This window comes from Clostridium sp. CTA-6 (assembly GCF_054768115.1).
On record NZ_BAAAAU010000014.1, the window covers coordinates 1 to 19,361 of the forward strand.

General features: G+C 28.8%; 21 protein-coding genes and 2 tRNA genes. 18 read left to right on the forward strand and 5 right to left on the reverse strand.

Annotated elements, in window-relative coordinates; genetic code table 11:
* The first annotated feature begins 48 nt into the window (after window positions 1–48).
* Both ACYUDJ_RS19100 and ACYUDJ_RS19105 read left to right on the forward strand, forming a co-directional pair.
* A tRNA-Asp gene (locus ACYUDJ_RS19100) sits at window positions 49–125 on the forward strand.
* A gap of 4 nt (window positions 126–129) precedes the next feature.
* Window positions 130–205: transfer RNA gene (locus ACYUDJ_RS19105), tRNA-Thr, on the forward strand.
* Between the two features lie 91 nt (window positions 206–296).
* Here the strand turns inward: ACYUDJ_RS19105 and ACYUDJ_RS19110 are convergent.
* Both ACYUDJ_RS19110 and ACYUDJ_RS19115 read right to left on the reverse strand, forming a co-directional pair.
* A complete protein-coding gene (locus tag ACYUDJ_RS19110; protein ID WP_043032639.1) occupies window positions 297–1,274 on the reverse strand; it encodes an ATP-binding protein in 978 nt (325 codons plus the stop codon).
* A complete protein-coding gene (locus ACYUDJ_RS19115) occupies window positions 1,267–2,253 on the reverse strand; it encodes a DnaD domain protein (RefSeq protein WP_042386012.1) in 987 nt (328 codons plus the stop codon). Before ACYUDJ_RS19115 ends, ACYUDJ_RS19110 begins: the two co-directional genes overlap by 8 nt.
* A 180-nt stretch (window positions 2,254–2,433) precedes the next feature.
* Here ACYUDJ_RS19115 and ACYUDJ_RS19120 point away from each other — a divergent pair, with 180 nt between their 5' ends.
* The 16 genes from ACYUDJ_RS19120 (at window position 2,434) to ACYUDJ_RS19195 (ending at window position 16,439) form a co-directional block, all read left to right on the forward strand.
* A complete protein-coding gene (locus ACYUDJ_RS19120; protein ID WP_043032638.1) occupies window positions 2,434–3,369 on the forward strand; it encodes a M23 family metallopeptidase in 936 nt (311 codons plus the stop codon).
* 97 nt (window positions 3,370–3,466) lie between these two features.
* Window positions 3,467–4,525 (forward strand): NAD(P)H-dependent flavin oxidoreductase, encoded by a 1,059-nt coding sequence (locus tag ACYUDJ_RS19125; protein WP_003488103.1) that lies wholly within the window; start codon window positions 3,467–3,469, stop codon window positions 4,523–4,525.
* A 15-nt stretch (window positions 4,526–4,540) separates the two neighbouring features.
* On the forward strand, window positions 4,541–5,017 hold the full coding sequence (locus ACYUDJ_RS19130) for a MarR family winged helix-turn-helix transcriptional regulator (protein WP_003488104.1): 477 nt from the start codon (window positions 4,541–4,543) through the stop codon (window positions 5,015–5,017).
* Entirely contained in the window at window positions 5,010–5,990 is a 981-nt protein-coding gene (locus tag ACYUDJ_RS19135; protein ID WP_043032637.1) for a beta-ketoacyl-ACP synthase III, read from the forward strand. The genes ACYUDJ_RS19130 and ACYUDJ_RS19135 overlap by 8 nt, the downstream gene beginning before the upstream one ends.
* Before the next feature lie 40 nt (window positions 5,991–6,030).
* Complete coding sequence (gene acpP, locus ACYUDJ_RS19140) at window positions 6,031–6,255, forward strand: acyl carrier protein (RefSeq protein WP_003359433.1); 225 nt, start codon at window positions 6,031–6,033, stop codon at window positions 6,253–6,255.
* Window positions 6,256–6,381: 126 nt separating this feature from the next.
* The gene (fabK, locus tag ACYUDJ_RS19145) at window positions 6,382–7,308 is read left to right on the forward strand and encodes an enoyl-[acyl-carrier-protein] reductase FabK (RefSeq protein WP_003488108.1); all 927 of its coding nucleotides are present in this window, start codon (window positions 6,382–6,384) and stop codon (window positions 7,306–7,308) included.
* Window positions 7,309–7,328: 20 nt separating this feature from the next.
* Window positions 7,329–8,273: an ACP S-malonyltransferase gene (gene fabD, locus ACYUDJ_RS19150; protein WP_043032636.1), complete on the forward strand. Its 945-nt coding sequence runs from the start codon at window positions 7,329–7,331 to the stop codon at window positions 8,271–8,273.
* 17 nt (window positions 8,274–8,290) lie between these two features.
* On the forward strand, window positions 8,291–9,037 hold the full coding sequence (gene fabG, locus ACYUDJ_RS19155) for a 3-oxoacyl-[acyl-carrier-protein] reductase (protein ID WP_003488113.1): 747 nt from the start codon (window positions 8,291–8,293) through the stop codon (window positions 9,035–9,037).
* Between the two features lie 19 nt (window positions 9,038–9,056).
* Complete coding sequence (gene fabF, locus ACYUDJ_RS19160) at window positions 9,057–10,295, forward strand: beta-ketoacyl-ACP synthase II (protein ID WP_003488115.1); 1,239 nt, start codon at window positions 9,057–9,059, stop codon at window positions 10,293–10,295.
* Window positions 10,296–10,298: 3 nt separating this feature from the next.
* Entirely contained in the window at window positions 10,299–10,775 is a 477-nt protein-coding gene (accB, locus tag ACYUDJ_RS19165; RefSeq protein ID WP_003488118.1) for an acetyl-CoA carboxylase biotin carboxyl carrier protein, read from the forward strand.
* A 19-nt stretch (window positions 10,776–10,794) separates the two neighbouring features.
* Window positions 10,795–11,229 (forward strand): 3-hydroxyacyl-ACP dehydratase FabZ, encoded by a 435-nt coding sequence (gene fabZ / locus ACYUDJ_RS19170; protein ID WP_003488121.1) that lies wholly within the window; start codon window positions 10,795–10,797, stop codon window positions 11,227–11,229.
* A gap of 31 nt (window positions 11,230–11,260) precedes the next feature.
* Complete coding sequence (locus ACYUDJ_RS19175) at window positions 11,261–12,607, forward strand: acetyl-CoA carboxylase biotin carboxylase subunit (RefSeq protein ID WP_003488122.1); 1,347 nt, start codon at window positions 11,261–11,263, stop codon at window positions 12,605–12,607.
* Window positions 12,608–12,626: 19 nt separating this feature from the next.
* Window positions 12,627–13,496: an acetyl-CoA carboxylase, carboxyltransferase subunit beta gene (gene accD, locus ACYUDJ_RS19180; RefSeq protein ID WP_043032635.1), complete on the forward strand. Its 870-nt coding sequence runs from the start codon at window positions 12,627–12,629 to the stop codon at window positions 13,494–13,496.
* 46 nt (window positions 13,497–13,542) lie between these two features.
* A complete protein-coding gene (locus ACYUDJ_RS19185; RefSeq protein WP_003488126.1) occupies window positions 13,543–14,382 on the forward strand; it encodes an acetyl-CoA carboxylase carboxyltransferase subunit alpha in 840 nt (279 codons plus the stop codon).
* 199 nt (window positions 14,383–14,581) lie between these two features.
* The gene (locus ACYUDJ_RS19190) at window positions 14,582–15,529 is read left to right on the forward strand and encodes a phosphoglycerate dehydrogenase (RefSeq protein ID WP_003488128.1); all 948 of its coding nucleotides are present in this window, start codon (window positions 14,582–14,584) and stop codon (window positions 15,527–15,529) included.
* A gap of 28 nt (window positions 15,530–15,557) precedes the next feature.
* Window positions 15,558–16,439 carry a LysR family transcriptional regulator gene (locus ACYUDJ_RS19195; protein ID WP_003488130.1) on the forward strand — a complete coding sequence of 294 codons (882 nt, stop codon included), beginning with the start codon at window positions 15,558–15,560 and terminating at the stop codon, window positions 16,437–16,439.
* A 34-nt stretch (window positions 16,440–16,473) separates the two neighbouring features.
* Here the strand turns inward: ACYUDJ_RS19195 and ACYUDJ_RS19200 are convergent, their stop codons facing one another.
* The 3 genes from ACYUDJ_RS19200 to ACYUDJ_RS19210 form a co-directional block, all read right to left on the reverse strand.
* Entirely contained in the window at window positions 16,474–17,670 is a 1,197-nt protein-coding gene (locus ACYUDJ_RS19200) for a S8 family serine peptidase (protein WP_460289932.1), read from the reverse strand.
* Between the two features lie 87 nt (window positions 17,671–17,757).
* Window positions 17,758–18,663: a selenium metabolism-associated LysR family transcriptional regulator gene (locus ACYUDJ_RS19205; RefSeq protein WP_003488134.1), complete on the reverse strand. Its 906-nt coding sequence runs from the start codon at window positions 18,661–18,663 to the stop codon at window positions 17,758–17,760.
* Between the two features lie 180 nt (window positions 18,664–18,843).
* Window positions 18,844–19,275 carry a DMT family transporter gene (locus tag ACYUDJ_RS19210; protein ID WP_003488136.1) on the reverse strand — a complete coding sequence of 144 codons (432 nt, stop codon included), beginning with the start codon at window positions 19,273–19,275 and terminating at the stop codon, window positions 18,844–18,846.
* Between the last annotated feature and the right edge of the window lie 86 nt (window positions 19,276–19,361).

A 19,361-nucleotide genomic window follows, 5' to 3' on the forward strand; every position in this document is an offset into this window, starting at 1 on the left:
AGCAGGGGGTCACAGGTTCGAGCCCTGTTGTGCCCACCATTAATATATGGCCCAGTGGCTCAGTTGGTTAGAGTGCCGGCCTGTCACGCCGGAGGTCGAGGGTTCGAGCCCCTTCTGGGTCGCCATTATGCTGGCATGGCTCAATTGGTAGAGCAGCTGACTTGTAATCAGCAGGTTGTAGGTTCAAGTCCTATTGCCAGCTCCAGTTAAAGGACTATATGCTTTCAAAGTTGATTGTATATAGTTTTTATTATTTATTATACATATAGAATAAAGTAGCTAGATTTCTAGCTACTTTATTTATTTTGTATATTTTTTTGTATTCTTATATCATCACAATAAAATTTAAATAATGTAAAATTTCCAAGAAGTCGTGAGGATATTCTCTCAGAATAATTTTTTAAAATTGATTCTATACTGTAGTTTGATGATATTATCATTTTTTTTCTCATAAGAAGTTTTTTATTTATGAAATTAAATAACTCTACTTTTGAAAATTCATTTATTGATTCTGTGCCTAAATCATCTATTATAAGTAAATCACAGTTTATAAGAATATCTTCTAAGTGTTTATCATTATTGAATTTAATAGATCTCAAGTTTTGTATTAATTCATCAGCGGTTCTATAAACTACAAAATTACCTCTATCTAAAAGTTCCTTGGCGATGCAATTAGATAAAAATGTTTTACCTGTACCAGGATTACCAATAAACATAAAATTTTCATCTGTTTTGTTGAAGTTTTCTATAAAATGCCACATTTTATCTAAGATTTTTTTTATGTTTTTTCGTGGTGTATCAGAATGAAAATCTGTTTTTTCATTAGTAAAGTATTCAAAGTTAAAATTATGAAAATTGTTTGTTTTAAGTATATGTTTTAAATCTGAATTATCGTAATATAGTTTTATTAATTTTTGTTTATAACAGGAACATCTTTTGTTATTTACAAAACCTGTATCCTTACATGTATTGCAGTTGTAGTGCATTTCTAAAAAATCCATATCATAACCATTACTAACAAGAAGTTCAGATTTTTTTACTCTTAAGTCTGTTATTTTGTTTTTTATTATATTAATATACTCTTCTGATTTGTCAGGATTTTTTAATATATTTATAGACATTTCTATAGAAAGTTTAGCTATTTCTTGTTCAAGTTCTAATACTTTAGGTAATTTCATTTTTATTTCTTTTCTTCTATTTTTTAGAGCTAAGGATTCCTTTTCTCTAATTTTTTCATATTCCTTTAGGATTTCTGACTTATAACCCTTAATCATTATTATCCCATCCTAATAATTTTTTTTCTAGTTCTTCAAAATCATAATTTCTTTGTTCAAAATCATTAAATTTATCTTTTTTAACGGGAGTACTATAATTTTTGTTTTCTTTTTTGTATGTTTTTTTATTGTTATCCTTTAGTGTAACATCCTGTAAGGTTTGTAAACCCTCTTTATGCCAACTGTTTAATATTCCATCAATATATCTAAAGTCTCCTTTATTAATTCTTTGAAAACAAATATCACAAGCTTTAAAGATAACATCTAAAGGGAAATTATATATATTAATCCACTTATCCAAAATTTCTTCTTGAGGTTTCATTATTTCGCCATCTTTTGCCCCTAAATAATTTAGGATTTTTCTTATTTTAACCCATTTATCCTCATGTTTTTTTATATACATTTGAGCATCATCTATAGTTTGTATTTTAGCATCAAACCAGCCTAGAGCTATTTTTTCTATGTATCTCCAGTCAGTTTTTCCTTTAGATACACAATATTGAATTAATAATAATATTATTTCAGGAGAAAAATTGTAGTCTTTTATCCATTCTATATAAACAGTCATTTCTTTAGAGGATAAAGGCCTAGATAAAAGTTTTTCTATGTCCTGAAGCATGTCTTTTACAGAATTATTATTTAATTCTTCTAATAAATTTATGTTATCATCAGAGCCTTTACTATCTTCTAAAGTTAAAAATTCTATATTGTAATTACCCATATTATCTATAGGTTGTATTTTTATTACACCTTCATCATTCCAAAAATTCCAAGCATTCATTACGTCAGTTTGTAATAAATGTAATGTACTAGCTATTATTTCAGAACTTACACCTATTTCTCCTGACATACAATATTTTAGCCCTAGAAGATATACTTTTACGAATTCTCCTCGGGCTTTAGGCATAAATTTGTCTATGAAAATGTTACTTACAGGAGTATAATTCCAACTATTGTTCTTAAATACAAAAGTACTCAAAGGTGTATCACCTACCTTTTGATTATTATTAACATTAATACATTATATCAAACTATAAATATTATTACAATAATAGGTGCACTGGAGAATAATTATATAAATAATTAAAAATAGTAATAAAACATATTAATTTGGGAATATTAAAGTATATGTTGTATAAAAACTAAAAAGGGTGATATTTTGAGTAAAGATATAGGAAAAAAACTTATTTTATTATTATCTATAGGGGTTACCGTTTTAGTAGCCACATATACTTATATTTATACTAAACCTAATGCTTATGAGGTGTTAGTAAACGATAATCCTGTAGCATATATGAAGAATAAAGAAGATTTTAACAAAATATATAAAGAAGTGGAAAATAATACGAAAAAAAGATTTAATTTAAATATGAAAAACAATATAGAATTCAAAAATATAAAGGTTAAGGGAGATATATTTACAAGTAATGATTTTATAAAAAAATCTATATTAGAAAATTCCAATATAAAAGTAACAGCTTTTAAAGTAAAACTTCAAGATGAATTTATAGGAATATTATCAAATAAAGAAGAAATTAAAGAGTTAAATGAAATAATAAATAAAAAGTATTCTGTAAATATAATAGATCATATAAAAATAAAGGAAGAGACCATAGCAGTTAAGGAAATTAATACTATAGATGAGCTTGTAATAAACATATCCCAATCAAAAAATTTGAAAAATTTTATAAATAATAAAAGGCTATCAAGAGGAACTTCAAATGATAAAATAGTTTTAACAATGCCAACAAGTGGATGTATAACATCTCAATTTGGTAAAAGATGGGGCAAATTTCATAAAGGTTTAGATATAGGTGCTCCTAGTGGCACTGCTATTTATTCCAGCTTAGATGGGAGAGTTATATATTCTGGTTGGGAAGAAGGGTATGGAAAAGTTATAAAGATAAAACATAATTCTGAACTTATAACTATATATGCACATTGTAGTAAGTTATATGTTAAAGTAGGTCAATATGTTAAAAAAGGAGAGAAAATAGGAGAAGTAGGTAATACAGGAAGAAGCACTGGGCCTCATGTACATTTTGAATTAAGAAAAAATAATGAACCTTGTAATCCATTAATTTATATAAAATGATAATAAAAAAATATCACTATCATTGACAGTGATATTTTTTTATTATATACTTTGACTATCAAAATATTTGATTATCAAAAAGTGAGGAGAAAAAGAAATGGGGTTTAAACCTTTAAAGATAGGAGAGCTAATTTCTAACATACCTATAATTCAAGGTGGTATGGGGATAGGTGTATCAGGATATAATTTAGCATCAGCTGTAGCAAATGCTGGAGCTATTGGGGTAATATCTGCAGCTCAAATAGGATATAGAGAAAAAGATTTTAAAGCCAATACTAAAGAAGCTAATATAAGAGCATTAAGAAAAGAAATAAGAAAAGCAAGAGAACTATCTCCAGAGGGAATTCTGGGTGTAAATATAATGGTAGCTATGAATAATTATGAAGAATTAGTTAATGTTTGTTTAGAAGAAAAAATAGATATAATAATTTCTGGAGCTGGATTACCATTAAAATTACCAAGTTATACAAAGGATAGTGATGTTAAAATAGCACCTATAGTTTCTTCTAAAAAAGCTACAACTATAATCATAAAACAATGGATCAAAAAATATGATAAATTACCTGATTTAATAATTGTGGAAGGACCATTAGCAGGGGGACATCTTGGATTTAAATATGATGACTTAAATAATGAAAATATGAACTTGGATAATATTTTAAAGGATGTTTTAGAAGAAGTAAAGATTTATGAGGATAAATTTCATATTAATATACCTGTGATAGCAGCAGGAGGTATATATGAAAGGGAAGATATAAAGAGAGTTTTAGAATTAGGAGCTAGTGGTGTTCAAATAGCAACAAGATTTATAGCTACAGAAGAGTGTGATGCTCATATTAATTTTAAAAAAGCTTTCATTAATTGCAGGGAGCAAGATATAAAAATAATTAAAAGCCCTGTAGGATTGCCTGGAAGAGCTATAAAAAATGGTTTTGTAGATAGAGTATGCAGTGATAGGATAAATCCAGAATTTTGCTTTAAGTGCTTAAAAAGTTGTAATCCTAAGGAAACTCCTTATTGTATATCGAAAGCATTAATAGAAGCAGTAAAAGGAAATTTAGAAGAAGGATTAATCTTTACAGGGAGTAATGGGCATAGAATAAATAAAATTACTACTGTAAAAGATTTAATAAGAGAATTAACAGAAAATATATAAGGGAGGGGTGATTTTTTGAGTGAATCAATAAACATTTTAAATGAGCTTTTAGTAGATAACTTTAATGATATATTAAGCATTGAACAACAAGCATTGCAGGCAGGCATATTTAAAGATATATCTGTTACGGAGATACATACTATTGAGGCCATTGGTATGTATAAACCTAGAACTATGTCACAGGTAGCTATGGATTTAGGGATAACTGTAGGAACTTTAACTACCGCAGTAAACAATCTTGTAAAAAAAGAATATGTCGAAAGAAAAAGAAGTGAAGAGGATAGAAGGATTGTTCAAATTAAATTAACTAAAAAAGGAAAATTGGCATACAGGATTCATGATAAATTTCATAGTGATATGATTAAGGCCACTATAGATGGGTTAACGGAGGAGGAAGAAAGAGTACTTATAAAATCTTTGGATAAGCTAAATAAATTTTTTAAGGAAAAGTATAGTTTAAATAAAGTTAATAAGGAGAAAAATAATGAGTAATATTAGTGTTATTGGAACTGGAAGTTATGTACCTAATAATATTATTACTAATGATTTTTTATCAACTATAGTAGATACCAGTGATGAATGGATAAGAACTAGAACAGGTATATTAGAGAGAAGGATTTCTAAAGGAGAAAATACTATTTATATGGCAACAGAATCTGCAAAAGAAGCAATTAAAAATGCCAATATAGATGCTAATGATTTAGATTTAATAATTGTAGCTACATTGACTCCTGATAACTTTATGCCTTCTACTGCCTGTAGTGTTCAAAAAGAAATAGGAGCTATGAATGCTTTATGCTTTGATATATCTGCAGCTTGTTCAGGATTTATATATGGGCTTGAGATAGCCTGTTCTATGTTAAAAAATAGTTTTAGAAATAAGGCTTTAATAATAGGGGCTGAGAATTTATCTAAAATAGTTGACTGGGAAGATAGAAATACCTGTGTATTGTTTGGCGATGGAGCAGGAGCAGCTATATTAAGTAAAACTGAAGAAGAAGGAATTTTAGAGTTTCATTCAGGATCAAATGGATTAAAAGGAGAACACCTTACCTGCGGAGCTTTAAAATCAAATAATAATTTCAATAAGAATGATATGTTAGAAACTAATAATTTTATAAAAATGAATGGTAAAGAAATATTTAGATTTGCAGTAGGAGCAATGAGTGAAACTATTTGTAATATACAAGAAAAAACTAAATGGGATTTGAATGAAGTTAAGTATATTATATCTCATCAAGCTAACTCTAGAATAATAGAATATACAGCTAAAAAGCTTAATACCCATAAGGATAAATTTTACATGAATCTAGATAAATATGGCAATACATCCGCAGCAAGTATACCTATAGCTTTAGATGAAATGAACAAAAAAGGTCTACTAAATAAACAAGATAAGATTATATTAGTAGGCTTCGGCGGTGGTTTAACCTTTGGTGGAGTTGCCATTGTATGGAGCATTTAATAAAAAATAAAATAAATATAAATTTTAGGAGGAAAAGATTATGGTATTTGAAAAAGTTAAAAACATTATAGTAGAACAATTAGGTTTAGATGAGGGAGAAGTTAAATTAGAAACATCTTTTGAAGATTTAGGAGTAGATTCTCTTGATTTATTTCAAATAATAATAGAAATAGAAGAAGCTTTTGATATACAAGTAGAAGAGGCAGAAAAAATAAAAACTGTAGAAGAAGCAGTAAAATATGTTGAAAGTAAAATAGAAAAATAAAAAAGTAATAAAAAAAGGGCCATCTAAGATGGTCCATAAAATTAAATTTTAAAAACAAATTAATTATAGCACATAAACATTTAATAATAAACTATTGATTTAAGATTCTAGGGAGGAATTAAAAGTATGAAGAAATCCATATTTTCTCATATGGTTGGAATAAAATATCCTATTATTCAAGGTGGAATGGCATGGATTGCTGATAGTTCATTAGCAGCGGCAGTTTCTAATGCAGGAGGTCTTGGAATAATAACAGGAAATGCACCAGTAGAATGGGTTAGACAAGAAATAAGAAAGACAAAAGAATTAACAGATAAGCCTTTTGGAGTAAATATAATGCTTCTATCGGAAACCGCAGATGAAATAGCTCAAATGGTTTGTGATGAGGGTGTAAAGGTAGTTACTACTGGAGCAGGTAATCCAGGAAAGTATATAAAAAAGTGGAAAGAGCATGGCATAATCGTGATACCTGTAGTTCCTTCTGTAGCATTGGCTAAGAGAATGGAAAAATCAGGGGTAGATGCCATAATAGCAGAAGGTTGCGAGTCTGGCGGTCATGTAGGTGAACTAACAACAATGGCATTGATACCACAGGTAGTTGATGCTGTAGATATACCTGTTATAGCAGCTGGAGGAATAGGTGATGGAAGAGGTATAGCAGCTAGTTTTATGTTAGGAGCAGATGCTGTTCAAGTAGGTACTAGATTTTTAGTAGCAAAAGAATGTACTGTTCATCAAAATTATAAAAATAAAGTTATGAAAGCTAAGGATATAGATACACAAGTTACAGGTAGACCTACAGGACATCCTGTTAGAATTATAAGAAATAAATTATCTAGAAAATTTCAAATACTAGAAAAGGAAGGTGCTCCTTTAGAGGAATTTGAAAGCCTAGGCCGGGGAGCATTAAGTAAAGCTGTAAGAGATGGAGATATTGATAATGGTTCTATTATGGCAGGTCAAATCGCAGGACTTATAAATAAGGAACAAACTTGTAGTGAAATTATAAATGAAATGTTTAATGAAGCCTATACACTATTAGGTTGTAAATAATATTTATTTTGGAGGATATTATGTCAAAGATAGCTTTTATATTCTCAGGTCAAGGAGCTCAATATGTAGGTATGGGTAAGGAGTTATATGAAAATATTCCTGAGTGTAGAAAAATATTTCATATAGCAGAGGAAGAGCTACAAATACCTTTAACTAAAATATGTTTTCAAGGTCCAAAGGATGAAATAGATAAAACAGAAAATACCCAACCAGCAATACTAACCTTTAGTATTGCTGCTATGAAAGCATTAGAAAAGTATGGTATAAAGCCAGATGTTACAGCAGGGCTAAGCTTAGGTGAATATTCAGCTTTGGTTTGTAGTAAAGTTATAGATTTTAAAGAAGCAGTTTCTTTGGTAAGAAAAAGAGGTCAATATATGGAGCATGCGGTACCAAGTGGTGTGGGCACTATGGCAGCTATAATAGGTCTTAAAAAGGAAAAGGTTAAGGAAATTTGTGATAGTTTAAAAGAGGTTGGAATAGTTGAAATAGCAAATATTAATTGTCCAGGGCAGATTGTTATTTCCGGGGAAATAAATGCAGTGGAAAAGGCATGTGAAATAGCAAAAGAAAAAAGGGCTTTAAAGTGTGTAAACCTTAGTGTTAGTGGTCCATTTCATAGTAGTATGTTAAAAGAAGCTGGAAAAAATTTATATGAAGAGTTACAAAAAATACAGCTTAAGTCTATAGAAGTTCCATTTATAACAAATGTAACAGGAGATTTTGTAAAAAATACTAGTGAAATAAAAGACTTATTAAAGAAACAGGTTATGAGTACTGTACTTTGGGAAGATTGTATAAAAACAATGATAGATTTTGGAGTAGATACCTTTATAGAAATAGGTCCTTCAAAGGTTTTATCAGGTTTTGTTAAGAAAATAGATAGAAAAGTAGATATATTAAATGTAGAAGATATAGAGTCCCTTAATAAAACAATAGAAAAATTAAAAACAATAAATAGTTAGGAGAGTTGGGTAATAATATGAAATGCTTAGAAGGAAAAACCGCAATAGTAACAGGAGCAAGTAGGGGTATAGGAAGAGCAATAGCTAAAAAATTAGCATCTATGGGTGCTAATTTAGTATTAAATTATAGAAGCAGTGCTAAAGAAATAGATACTTTATTAGAAGAAATTAAAGAATTTGGAGTAGAAACTTTAGTTATTCAGGGAGATGTAAGTTCTTTTGAGGACTCTAAAAAAATAGCAGATGAGGCAAAAAATAAGTTCGGTACAATAGATATACTTATAAATAATGCAGGAATAACAAAAGATTCTTTGATATTAAGAATGGCAGAAGAGGATTTTGATAAAGTAATTAGTGTTAATTTAAAAGGTGTATATAATTGTAGTAAACATATAGCACCTATAATGCTAAAACAAAGATCAGGAAAAATAATAAATATTTCATCTGTAGTTGGAGTAGCAGGAAATGCAGGACAATGTAACTATGCAGCCGCTAAGGCAGGCGTTATAGGTATAACTAAATCTTTAGCTAAAGAGCTTGGTAGTAGAGGAATAACTGTAAATGCAGTGGCACCAGGTTATATAAAGACAGATATGACAGATACATTACCTGAAAAAATGAAAAAATCTATAGAGGATTTGCTCCCACTTAAAAGGTTAGGAACTCCAGAAGATGTAGCAGAAGCTGTAGGATTTTTAGCTTCAGATAAAGCTGAATATATAACAGGTCAGGTTATACATGTAGATGGTGGAATGATTATATAGGTAAAAAGGGGTGAATAATATGAATAAAAGAGTAGTTATAACTGGTATGGGTGCTATAACACCTATTGGTAATAATCTTGAGGAGTTTTGGAATAGCATAAAAGAAGAAAAAGTAGGAATAGATAATATAAAATCTTTTGATACGGAAGATTATAAAGTTAAGTTAGCAGCAGAGGTTAAAGATTTTAATCCAGAAGAATATATGGATAAAAAAGAGGCTAGAAGATTAGATAGGTTTTGTCAATTTGCTGTAGCAGCAGCACAACAAGCTGTTGATAATAGTAAACTAGATTTAGATGAAATAAATAAAGAAAAATTTGGAGTTATAGTAGGGTCAGGTATTGGTGGATTAGCAACTATAGAAAAGGAAGAACAAAAATTATTAGAAAAGGGTCCCAATAGAGTAAGCCCATTATTTATACCAACAATAATAAGCAACATGGCAGCTGGAAACATAGCTATTAGATTCGGTGCTAAGGCTATATGCAGTACTGTAGTTACAGCCTGTGCTACAGGAACTAATTGTGTAGGGGAAGCTTTCAGAGTTATAAAAAATGGAGAAGCAGACATAATGTTAGCTGGAGGTACTGAAGCAACTATAACTCCTATAGCTATAGCAGGTTTTACAACTCTTACAGCTTTAAGTAAAAGTACAGATCCTAATAGAGCATCTATACCTTTTGATAAAGAGAGGGATGGGTTTGTTATGGGGGAAGGTTCAGGAATATTAGTATTAGAATCACTAGACCATGCATTAGATCGAGGAGCTAAAATTTATGCAGAAGTAGTTGGATATGGATCTACTTGTGATGCATATCATATGACATCCCCTGCACCGGGAGGAGAAGGAGCTGCAAGAGCTATAGAAATGGCTATAAAGGAAGCTGGTATAAATAAAGAAGAAGTATCCTATATAAATGCCCATGGAACTAGTACTCCATATAATGATAAATTTGAAACAGAAGCAATTAAAAGAGTCTTTGGAGATTATTCAGCTAGTATACCTGTTAGTTCTACAAAATCTATGATAGGACATTTATTAGGAGCAGCGGGAGCAGTTGAAGCTATAATATGTGCAAAGTCTTTAGAAGAAGGATATATACCTGCTACAGTTGGATATAAGGCTAAAGATGAAGAATGTGATTTAGACTATGTGACTTCAGGTGGAAGAAATAAAATGATAGATTATGCTATGTCTAATTCTTTAGGTTTTGGAGGACATAATGCAGTAATATTATTAAAAAAATGGGGTGAGTAATAAATGGATTTTAAAGGCATAGAAAATTTAATAAAAGCTATGAGTGAGTCAAATTTATCTTCTATGGATATAGAATATAATGGTATAGCTATAAAAATGAAAAAAGAAAACAATAAAAGTTATAAACAAGAAATTATATCTGGGGAATATGAAAAAGAAAATAGAGATAATATTGTAGAAGAGAAAAAATTAGATTTATTAAATAATGAAGAAAAAACAGATATATCTATGGGAGATAATTTTATAGAAATAGTATCACCTATAGTAGGAACTTTTTATGAATCACCAGGAATAGATAAAAAGCCTTATGTTAAGGTGGGAGATAAGGTTAAAAAAGGAGATATAGTTTGCATAGTAGAAGCTATGAAAGTTATGAATGAAATAGAAGCTGAAGTAGATGGAGAAATAGTAGAGGTATTGATAGAAAATGAGCAAATGGTTCAATATGGAGAAGCTTTATTTAAGATAAAGCCACTATAATGAAAAAGGAGAATTTTTAATGGAGAAATTTTTAGATATAAATGAAATAAAAAAAATTATTCCACATAGATATCCATTCTTATTGATAGATAAAATAACTGAATTAGAAGATGGAAAAAGTGCAGTTGGATATAAAAATGTTACAGCTAATGAATACTTTTTTAATGGGCATTTTCCAGAAGAACCAGTAATGCCGGGAGTTCTAATTATAGAAGCTTTAGCACAGGTTGGAGCCGTTGCTATTTTAAGTAAAGAAGAATTTAAAGGCAAAATAGCTTACTTTGGAGGTATAAATAAAGCTAAGTTTAGAAAAAAGGTAGTACCAGGAGATGTTTTAAAACTTAGTATAGATCTTACTAAAATAAAAGGTGTTGCAGGAGTAGGTAAGGCCGTGGCTACTGTAGATGGAAAAGTAGCTGCAGAAGCAGAATTATTATTTGTAATAGGAAAATAAATCTATAAAAATAGAAGGGGAGAAGATAGCAGTGTTTAAAAAAATACTTGTGGCTAATAGAGGTGAGATTGCGGTTAGAATAATTAGAGCTTGTAGAGAAATGGGAATAGAAACTGTAGCTATATATTCAGAGGCAGATAAAGATGCTCTACATGTTCAATTGGCAGATGAGGCAGTTTGTATAGGGCCTCCTTCTTCAAAGGATAGTTATTTAAATATGTATAATATAATAAGTGCTACTGTATTAACAGGATCACAGGCTATCCATCCTGGTTTTGGGTTTCTATCTGAGAATAGTAAGTTTGCTAATATGTGTAAAGATTGCAATATAGTTTTTATAGGACCAGACAGCGAAACAATAGATAAAGTGGGAAATAAGTCCAATGCTAGAGATATAATGATAAGGGCAGGAGTGCCAGTTATTCCAGGTTCTAATGGAGTAATACATAATGAAGAAGAAGCTTTAAATATAGCAGAAGAAATAGGTTATCCAGTAGTTGTTAAAGCTTCAGCGGGCGGTGGAGGACGTGGAATAAGAATAGTCCATTCCAAGGAGAATATGATAAAAGCTTTTAATACTGCAAAGTCTGAAGCTAAAGGTGCTTTTGGTGATGATAGTATGTATGTAGAAAAATTCATAAAAAATCCAAGGCATATAGAATTTCAAATACTAGGGGATAACTATGGTAATATAATACACCTAGGAGAAAGAGATTGTTCTCTTCAAAGAAGGAATCAAAAGGTGTTAGAAGAAGCTCCATCTCCTCGTATGAATGAAGAATTAAGAAAAAGAATGGGTGATGTTGCTATAAAGGCAGCAAAGGCTGTTGAGTATAAAAATGCTGGTACTATAGAATTCTTACTAGATGAAGATGGAAGTTTTTATTTTATGGAAATGAATACAAGAATACAAGTAGAACATCCAATAACAGAAATGGTAACAGGCATAGATATTTTAAAAGAGCAAATAAAAATAGCTTATGGAGAAAAATTAAATATAAAACAAAAAGATATAAAAATACAAGGGCATGCTATTGAATGTAGAATAAATGCAGAAGACTATAAAAATGGATTTAGACCTTGTCCAGGGAAAATAGAAAATTTATACATCCCAGGAGGTCTGGGTGTAAGATTAGATAGTTCAGTATACTCAGGATATACTATACCTCCATACTATGACTCTATGATAGGTAAACTTATAGCTTATGGGAGGAATAGAGAAGAAACTATACAAATTATGAAAAGAGCATTAGGAGAACTGATTATAGAAGGTGTAAACACCAATATAGATTTTCAATTTATTATATTAGAAGATGAAAATTTTATAAAGGGAGAATACACTACAAAATATATAGAAAAAATGCTAACTGACAATTAGTGTAGTCAGGGGGAAGTATATGTTAAAAAATTTATTTAGAAAAACAAAATATATAACTGTAAGTCAAAAAAATATAGAAAATTATAAAAGAGAAAATACTCCTACTATTCCAGATGGAATGTGGGTTAAATGTAATAAATGTGGAGAGATATTATACCAAAATGATTTAGAAAAAAATTATATGGTATGTAATTTATGTGGAAATCATTTTAGAATAGGCGCCGAGGAAAGAATAAAATATTTATTTGATAAAGATACCTTTAAAGAGTGGGATTATAAAGTTAAAACAGAAAATCCATTAGAATTTAAAGGCTACAATGAAAAAATAGAACATATAAAAGAAAAAACAAATTTAAGTGAAGCTGTTACCACAGGAAAAGGTAAGATAGCTGGTATGGAAGTTGTAGTATGTATAATGGATAGTAAATTCATGATGGGAAGTATGGGATCTGTTGTAGGAGAGAAAATAACTAGAGCTATAGAAAGAGCTATAGAGTTAAAATTGCCAGTTATAATATTTACTGTATCTGGTGGGGCAAGAATGCAGGAAGGAATATTATCTTTAATGCAGATGGCTAAAGTAAGTGCTGCATTAGCAAAATTAGATGAAGAAAGGTTATTGTATGTATGTGTACTAACAGATCCAACTACAGGAGGGGTTACAGCTAGTTTTGCTATGCTTGGAGATATAATACTTGCTGAACCAGATGCGTTAATAGGATTTGCTGGTAAGAGGGTAATAGAACAAACCATAAATGAAAAGTTACCAGAGGACTTTCAGAAATCTGAATTTTTATTAGAGCATGGTTTTATTGATAAAATAGTCCCAAGGTCTGATTTAAGAAAAGTTTTAGCAAAGCTTATTAATATGCATCAAAATTCTTTTTAAGATTATACATTAATATTATTTCTTAACTTAGATTGGAGATATAAATATGGAAGATAAAAAATTGATTCATAATGTAAAAAAATATGCTTCTAAAAATGCTTGGCAAAGGGTAACATTAGCTAGATTAAAAGAAAGACCTACAGCATTAGATTATATAAATACTATATTTGATGATTTTATAGAATTACATGGAGACAGATCCTTTAGTGATGACCAATCTATAGTATGTGGTATAGGGCTATTAAACAATAAAAGTGTAACTATAATTGCTCAGCAAAAGGGTAAAAATATAAAAGACAATATAAAAAGAAATTTTGGTATGCCTAAGCCAGAAGGTTATAGAAAAGCTTTAAGAATAATGAAACAAGCAGAAAAGTTTAAAAGGCCAATTGTATGTTTTATAGATACACCAGGAGCTTTCTGTGGCATAGATGCAGAAGAGAGAGGGCAAGGAGAAGCTATAGCAAGAAACCTATTAGAAATGTCAAGATTAAAGACTGTAACCTTATCTATAGTTATAGGGGAAGGTGGAAGTGGTGGTGCTTTAGCCTTAGGAGTAGCAGATAGAGTAATAATGCTAGAGAACTCTATATATTCTATATTATCACCAGAAGGCTTTGCAAGTATATTATGGAAGGATGCATCTAAAGCAAAAGAGGCCGCAGAAGTGATGAAAATTACAGCAGAGGATTTAAAAGAATTTAATATAATAGATAAAATTATAAAGGAACCAGCAGGTGGAGCTCATAAGAATTTAGATAAAATGGCAGAAACCTTAAAAGAAAATATTATAAATGAAATAGAAATATTAAAAGAATATCCTTTGGATATACTTCTAGATAAAAGATATAATAAATTTAGAAATATGGGAGTATTTAGTGAATAAGCACTAAATACTCTTTTTAAAATTCTATTTAAAACAAATCTAAAAAAGAGAGATAAAAAAGTATAAGTTGAAAAAAGTATATAACATTAATTTACATAGAGTAAATATAAATATTGATTTGATTGAATTTTCAATATATTAATGATAAAATCAAAATTAACTTTAAATTATTAAAAGTAAAAGAGGGAGAAGGATAGTAATGAGCATAAAAGCATTATTTACTTATAATTATGGTAAAGAAAACATGAAAAAAATAGAAAATCTAGGTTATGATATAACTATAATAAACGAAAAAGAAATACAATATAAAGATCAGCTTAAAGATATAGAAGTTTTGGTTTGTTATAATCCTTTTAATACCTTAGATATATCTCTTATGAAAAACTTAAAATGGATACAACTTTCAAGCACAGGTGTAGATCAAGTACCTAAGGATGTTGTTTTAAAAAATAATATTATAGTTACTAATAATAATGGAGGATATTCTATACCAATAGCAGAATGGATTGTTTTAAAGACATTGGAACTTTTAAAAAATAGTAAAGAATTCTATAAAAAACAACAAAATAAGATTTGGAAACTAGATACTAGTCTACTAGAGTTATGGGGAAAAACTATAGGATTTATAGGCACTGGAAGTATTGCAAAAGAAGCAGCTAAAAGATTTTCAGCCTTTAATGTTAATATATTAGGAGTTAATACAAAAGGAAGAGATGTAGAGTATTTTAATAAGTGCTATCCTAAAGATAATATAAAAGAAATGGTTTCAAAATGTGATGTTGTAATAGTAAGTATACCTTATACTAAAGAAACAGAAAATTTAGTAGATGAAAATGTATTAAGTAGTATGAAGGATGGAGCATTATTTATAAATATATCAAGAGGAACTATTGTAGATGAAAAAAGGCTTATAGAAAATTTAAAACTAGAGAAAATAAAAGGAGCAGCATTAGATGTGTTTGAAGAGGAGCCTTTACTTAAAGATAACCCTATTTGGGCATTAGAAAATGTTATAATAACTCCTCATAACTCATGGATTTCAGAAAAAAGAAATATTAGAAGATTTGATATAATATATGAAAACCTAAAAAGATATAAAGAAGGCATGGAATTAAAAAGTATCGTTAATATGAATAGAGGTTACTAAAATTAAAGGTATAAATTAAGGTGATTTTATGAATGAAAGAAAGCTTAGAATATTTTATGAAGTAGCAGAAAAGCTTAATATGACAGAAGTAGCAGAAAAGTTATATATAAGTCAGCCAGCAGTTAGTCAAACTATACTAGAATTAGAAAATGAATTAGAGGTCAAATTATTTGATAGAATAAACAGAAGATTATATTTAACAAATGAGGGCGAGATTTTTTTAAATTATGTAAGAAGAATTTTAAATATGTATGATGATTCCATAAGAAGTCTTAAGGATATTAATAGTTTAAAAACAGGAAAGCTTAAAATAGGAGCTAGTACCACTATTGGAATATATATTTTACCAGATATAATAGGTAAATTCACAAAAGAGTATAAAGGTATAGACACATCTATAGCCATAGAGAATACTAAATTGATAAGTGATATGATATTAGAAAACAGTATTGATTTTGCATTTGTTGAGGGGCCTGTATATAATGAGGAAATTATAAAAGAAAACTTTTGTAATGATGAATTAGTTTTTATAACCAGTCCAGAACATCCTTGGAGTAATAAAGATGAGATAAGTATAGATGAAATAGATAAAGAAAAAATAATAATGAGAGAAATGGGAAGTGGTACAAGAGAAGTTTTTGAAAGTTATATGACAGCTAATAATGTAAATTATAACATAGCTTTTGAATTAGGAAATACGGAGGCTATTAAGAAGGCTGTTGAAGCCGGATTAGGTATATCATGTATATCCAAAAGATGTATAAAAAATGAAATAAATAATAATACATTATCATGGACAAAGTTAAAAGAGTTCGAAATAAAGAGAAAACTTATACTTATATATCATAAAGATAAGTTTTTATCTACATTATTAAAAACTTTTATAAAATTTGCATTAGAAAATGTATAAAAAAAGAGCATAAGCTCTTTTTTTATTATATATTTTAAGGTAAGAGCTTATTTATATCTATGATTCCAGCACCCTGAATCCATTTAGAAAAAGGTAAAAGAGAACAAGATACTTTCATTAGGGATAGTATATCTTTAAATAGAAGTTCTTGATTATTTTCAAATAATAAACTGCATACTCCGCTTATATATGCAGCGGCACAAGAAGTACCAGTAAAATTAGTATAAGCTTCTTCAAGAGGTTTAGGATATATTTTTCTACCTCTTTTTTCAGAAATATAATTTGTATTAGAATTTAATGAACATATGTTAACGGCTGCAGCAGCTAAATCAGGTTTTTCTATATTCGAAAAAGGTCCAGAAGAGGAATAAATATATGGTTTTTTTTCTAAGGGTGTAGTGTCTATTCCGCCCACGGTTATACAAGATTTTAAAGTTGCAATACCTTGTATAGAACCTTCATTATTTCCATTATGGCCAGAAGGTACTATAATTATTATGTTATTATTTAAAGCTATGTTAAAAATTTTAGAAAATAAATCTAATATATTATGATTAATAGAAGGAACTTCAAATGGAAGACAAATAATTTTTATATTAAATTCTTCCTTTATATTTATTAAGTTTTCAATTCCAAACAATATGTTAGATACAAATCCTTTGCCTAATTTATTAAAAGCTTTAACTACACATAGATGGCTTTTAGGAGCAATGCCCTTATAAAGTCCATCAGATAAGGAGCCATTTCCGGCTATAACACCAGATATAAAGGTACCATGTCCGTTGTCATCATAGGGATAATTATAGTTATTTATTAAGTCTAAAAAGCTTTTTATTCTATTAGTAGGATTAATCAAATCTGTGTGGGGATAGACACCTGTATCTACAACACCTATTCCAATATTTTGTCCTGTAAGAGAGTATCTTTCCGATATAGTTACATTATTAGAAGCACATACGCTATTTCCACATATATAAGCATAAGGATCTAAACATATATATATTACTTGAGGATATTCTAAAAGTCGTTCAATAGCCCTAGAGGATACATAAGCACAAACACAATTACATAAAGCTATGGATTTTAGTATTCTACCTTTGTATAATTTAACTTTTTTTTCTATATCCTTTTGAAGGTTTGTACAAATAATAAGGACTCTATAATTTTTATAGTAGTTATTTTTAATTGCTATTTTTAAAGTTTCCTCAATTTTATTTTTAAAAGAAAACATATAAAACTCCTATTAAAATGCTTACATATATATTATAGTAAAGATACCCTAAAATTGTTCCTATATTAAATTATATTTATGTTAATATTACTGATTACTTTTATGTATATCAAAATAATCTAAGCAAAAATCGAAAAATGCTTTAGCTGTAGGGGTAAGGGTTCTTTTAGAACAGATTGCTAAATATAAGCTTCTTTTTAAATTTAGGTTTGTTATTTTGCTTTTCTTTATAGAATTTAATCCTAAGTAACCATTATAAACCTTTTCAGAAATAACAGATACGCCTACACCAGTCTTTACAAATTGAAAAATTGTATCCAAATTATTAACTTCACAACAAACTTCTAGAGTTGATGGGTCAATACCAGATTTTTTTAAGTTATTTTCAAAGGTTTTTCTTGTGGCAGAAGATTTTTTTCTAAGTACAAATTTATATTTTGATATGGATTCTGCATCTATTTCGTCAGGAATGTTTAAGCTAGGATTGGATATTAAAACCAAATTATCTTCTACTAGTTTGTAAGTTTTAATTTTATCATCACTTATTAAATCTCCAATAATACCAATTTCCGAGTTAAAGTTTAATAAATTATCTAGTACTTCTCCAGAACTTTGTTCTAATACATTAAAGGATACATCTGGAAATTTATTTTCAAAACCTTTAACTAAATCTGGTATTATAGTGTTACAAGGGGTACTACTAGCAGTTAGAGTTAGCTTTCCACAGACAGTGTTATTAAAATTAGATAAACAACATACAGCTTTATCTCTAGCATTTAAAATTTCTAGTGCATATTTTAAGAAGGAGTTGCCAGCAGGGGTTAATAAAACTTCTTTAGATGTTCTATCGAAAAGTTGTACACTAAGTTCTTTTTCTAAAGTAGCTATATGAGAACTTATAGCAGGTTGTGATAGAAATACTGAATTAGCTGCTTTAGAGAAACTTTTATATTTAGCTACACTTATAAAAGCTTCTATTTGTTTAAAATCCATTTAGTTACCTCCCAAATTGATATAATATTATATTTATTATAACAATTTGTAATATTAAAGTAAAAGTAAATAAATCATTGCTATAGATTGTTTATTGTAGTTAGGGATGATAAACAATTGAATAGATGTTATTTATATAAGTTATAACAATTATAATTTTTTTTTATAGTATATAAAATGTTAACCTTTACATTTAAATATGATTATACCAATTAACATTACTATAACTCCTATAAGTTTATTAGCAGTAAATTTTATAACTTGGGAATCAAAAAATCCAAAGGCATCTATTATTCCTGCAGAGGTAAGTTGGGATACTAATATTATACCTATAGCACAGGTAGGACCTAAAGATCCAATGCCTTTCATTACTGTATAAATAATAATAACTCCTAAAGCTCCTCCTAATAAATATAGCTTATTAGCATTTTTTATATCTTTAAAATTACCATCACCAGCCAACATCCAAATTATAATAGTTATTATAAATCCAGTTCCTTGGACAAAGGTATTGGTTTCCCACATACCTATTTTGTCACCTAAACGAGTATTGAAGACTCCTTGCAAAGTCATAGCTAAGCCTGATATTATTGAATATATTATTCCCATCATATATAAAAACCTCCTTTATTTTAGTAGGATTTCCTATAATATAAGGGATTATTATATAAAAAAAATGGATAACAAGTTACATTTTA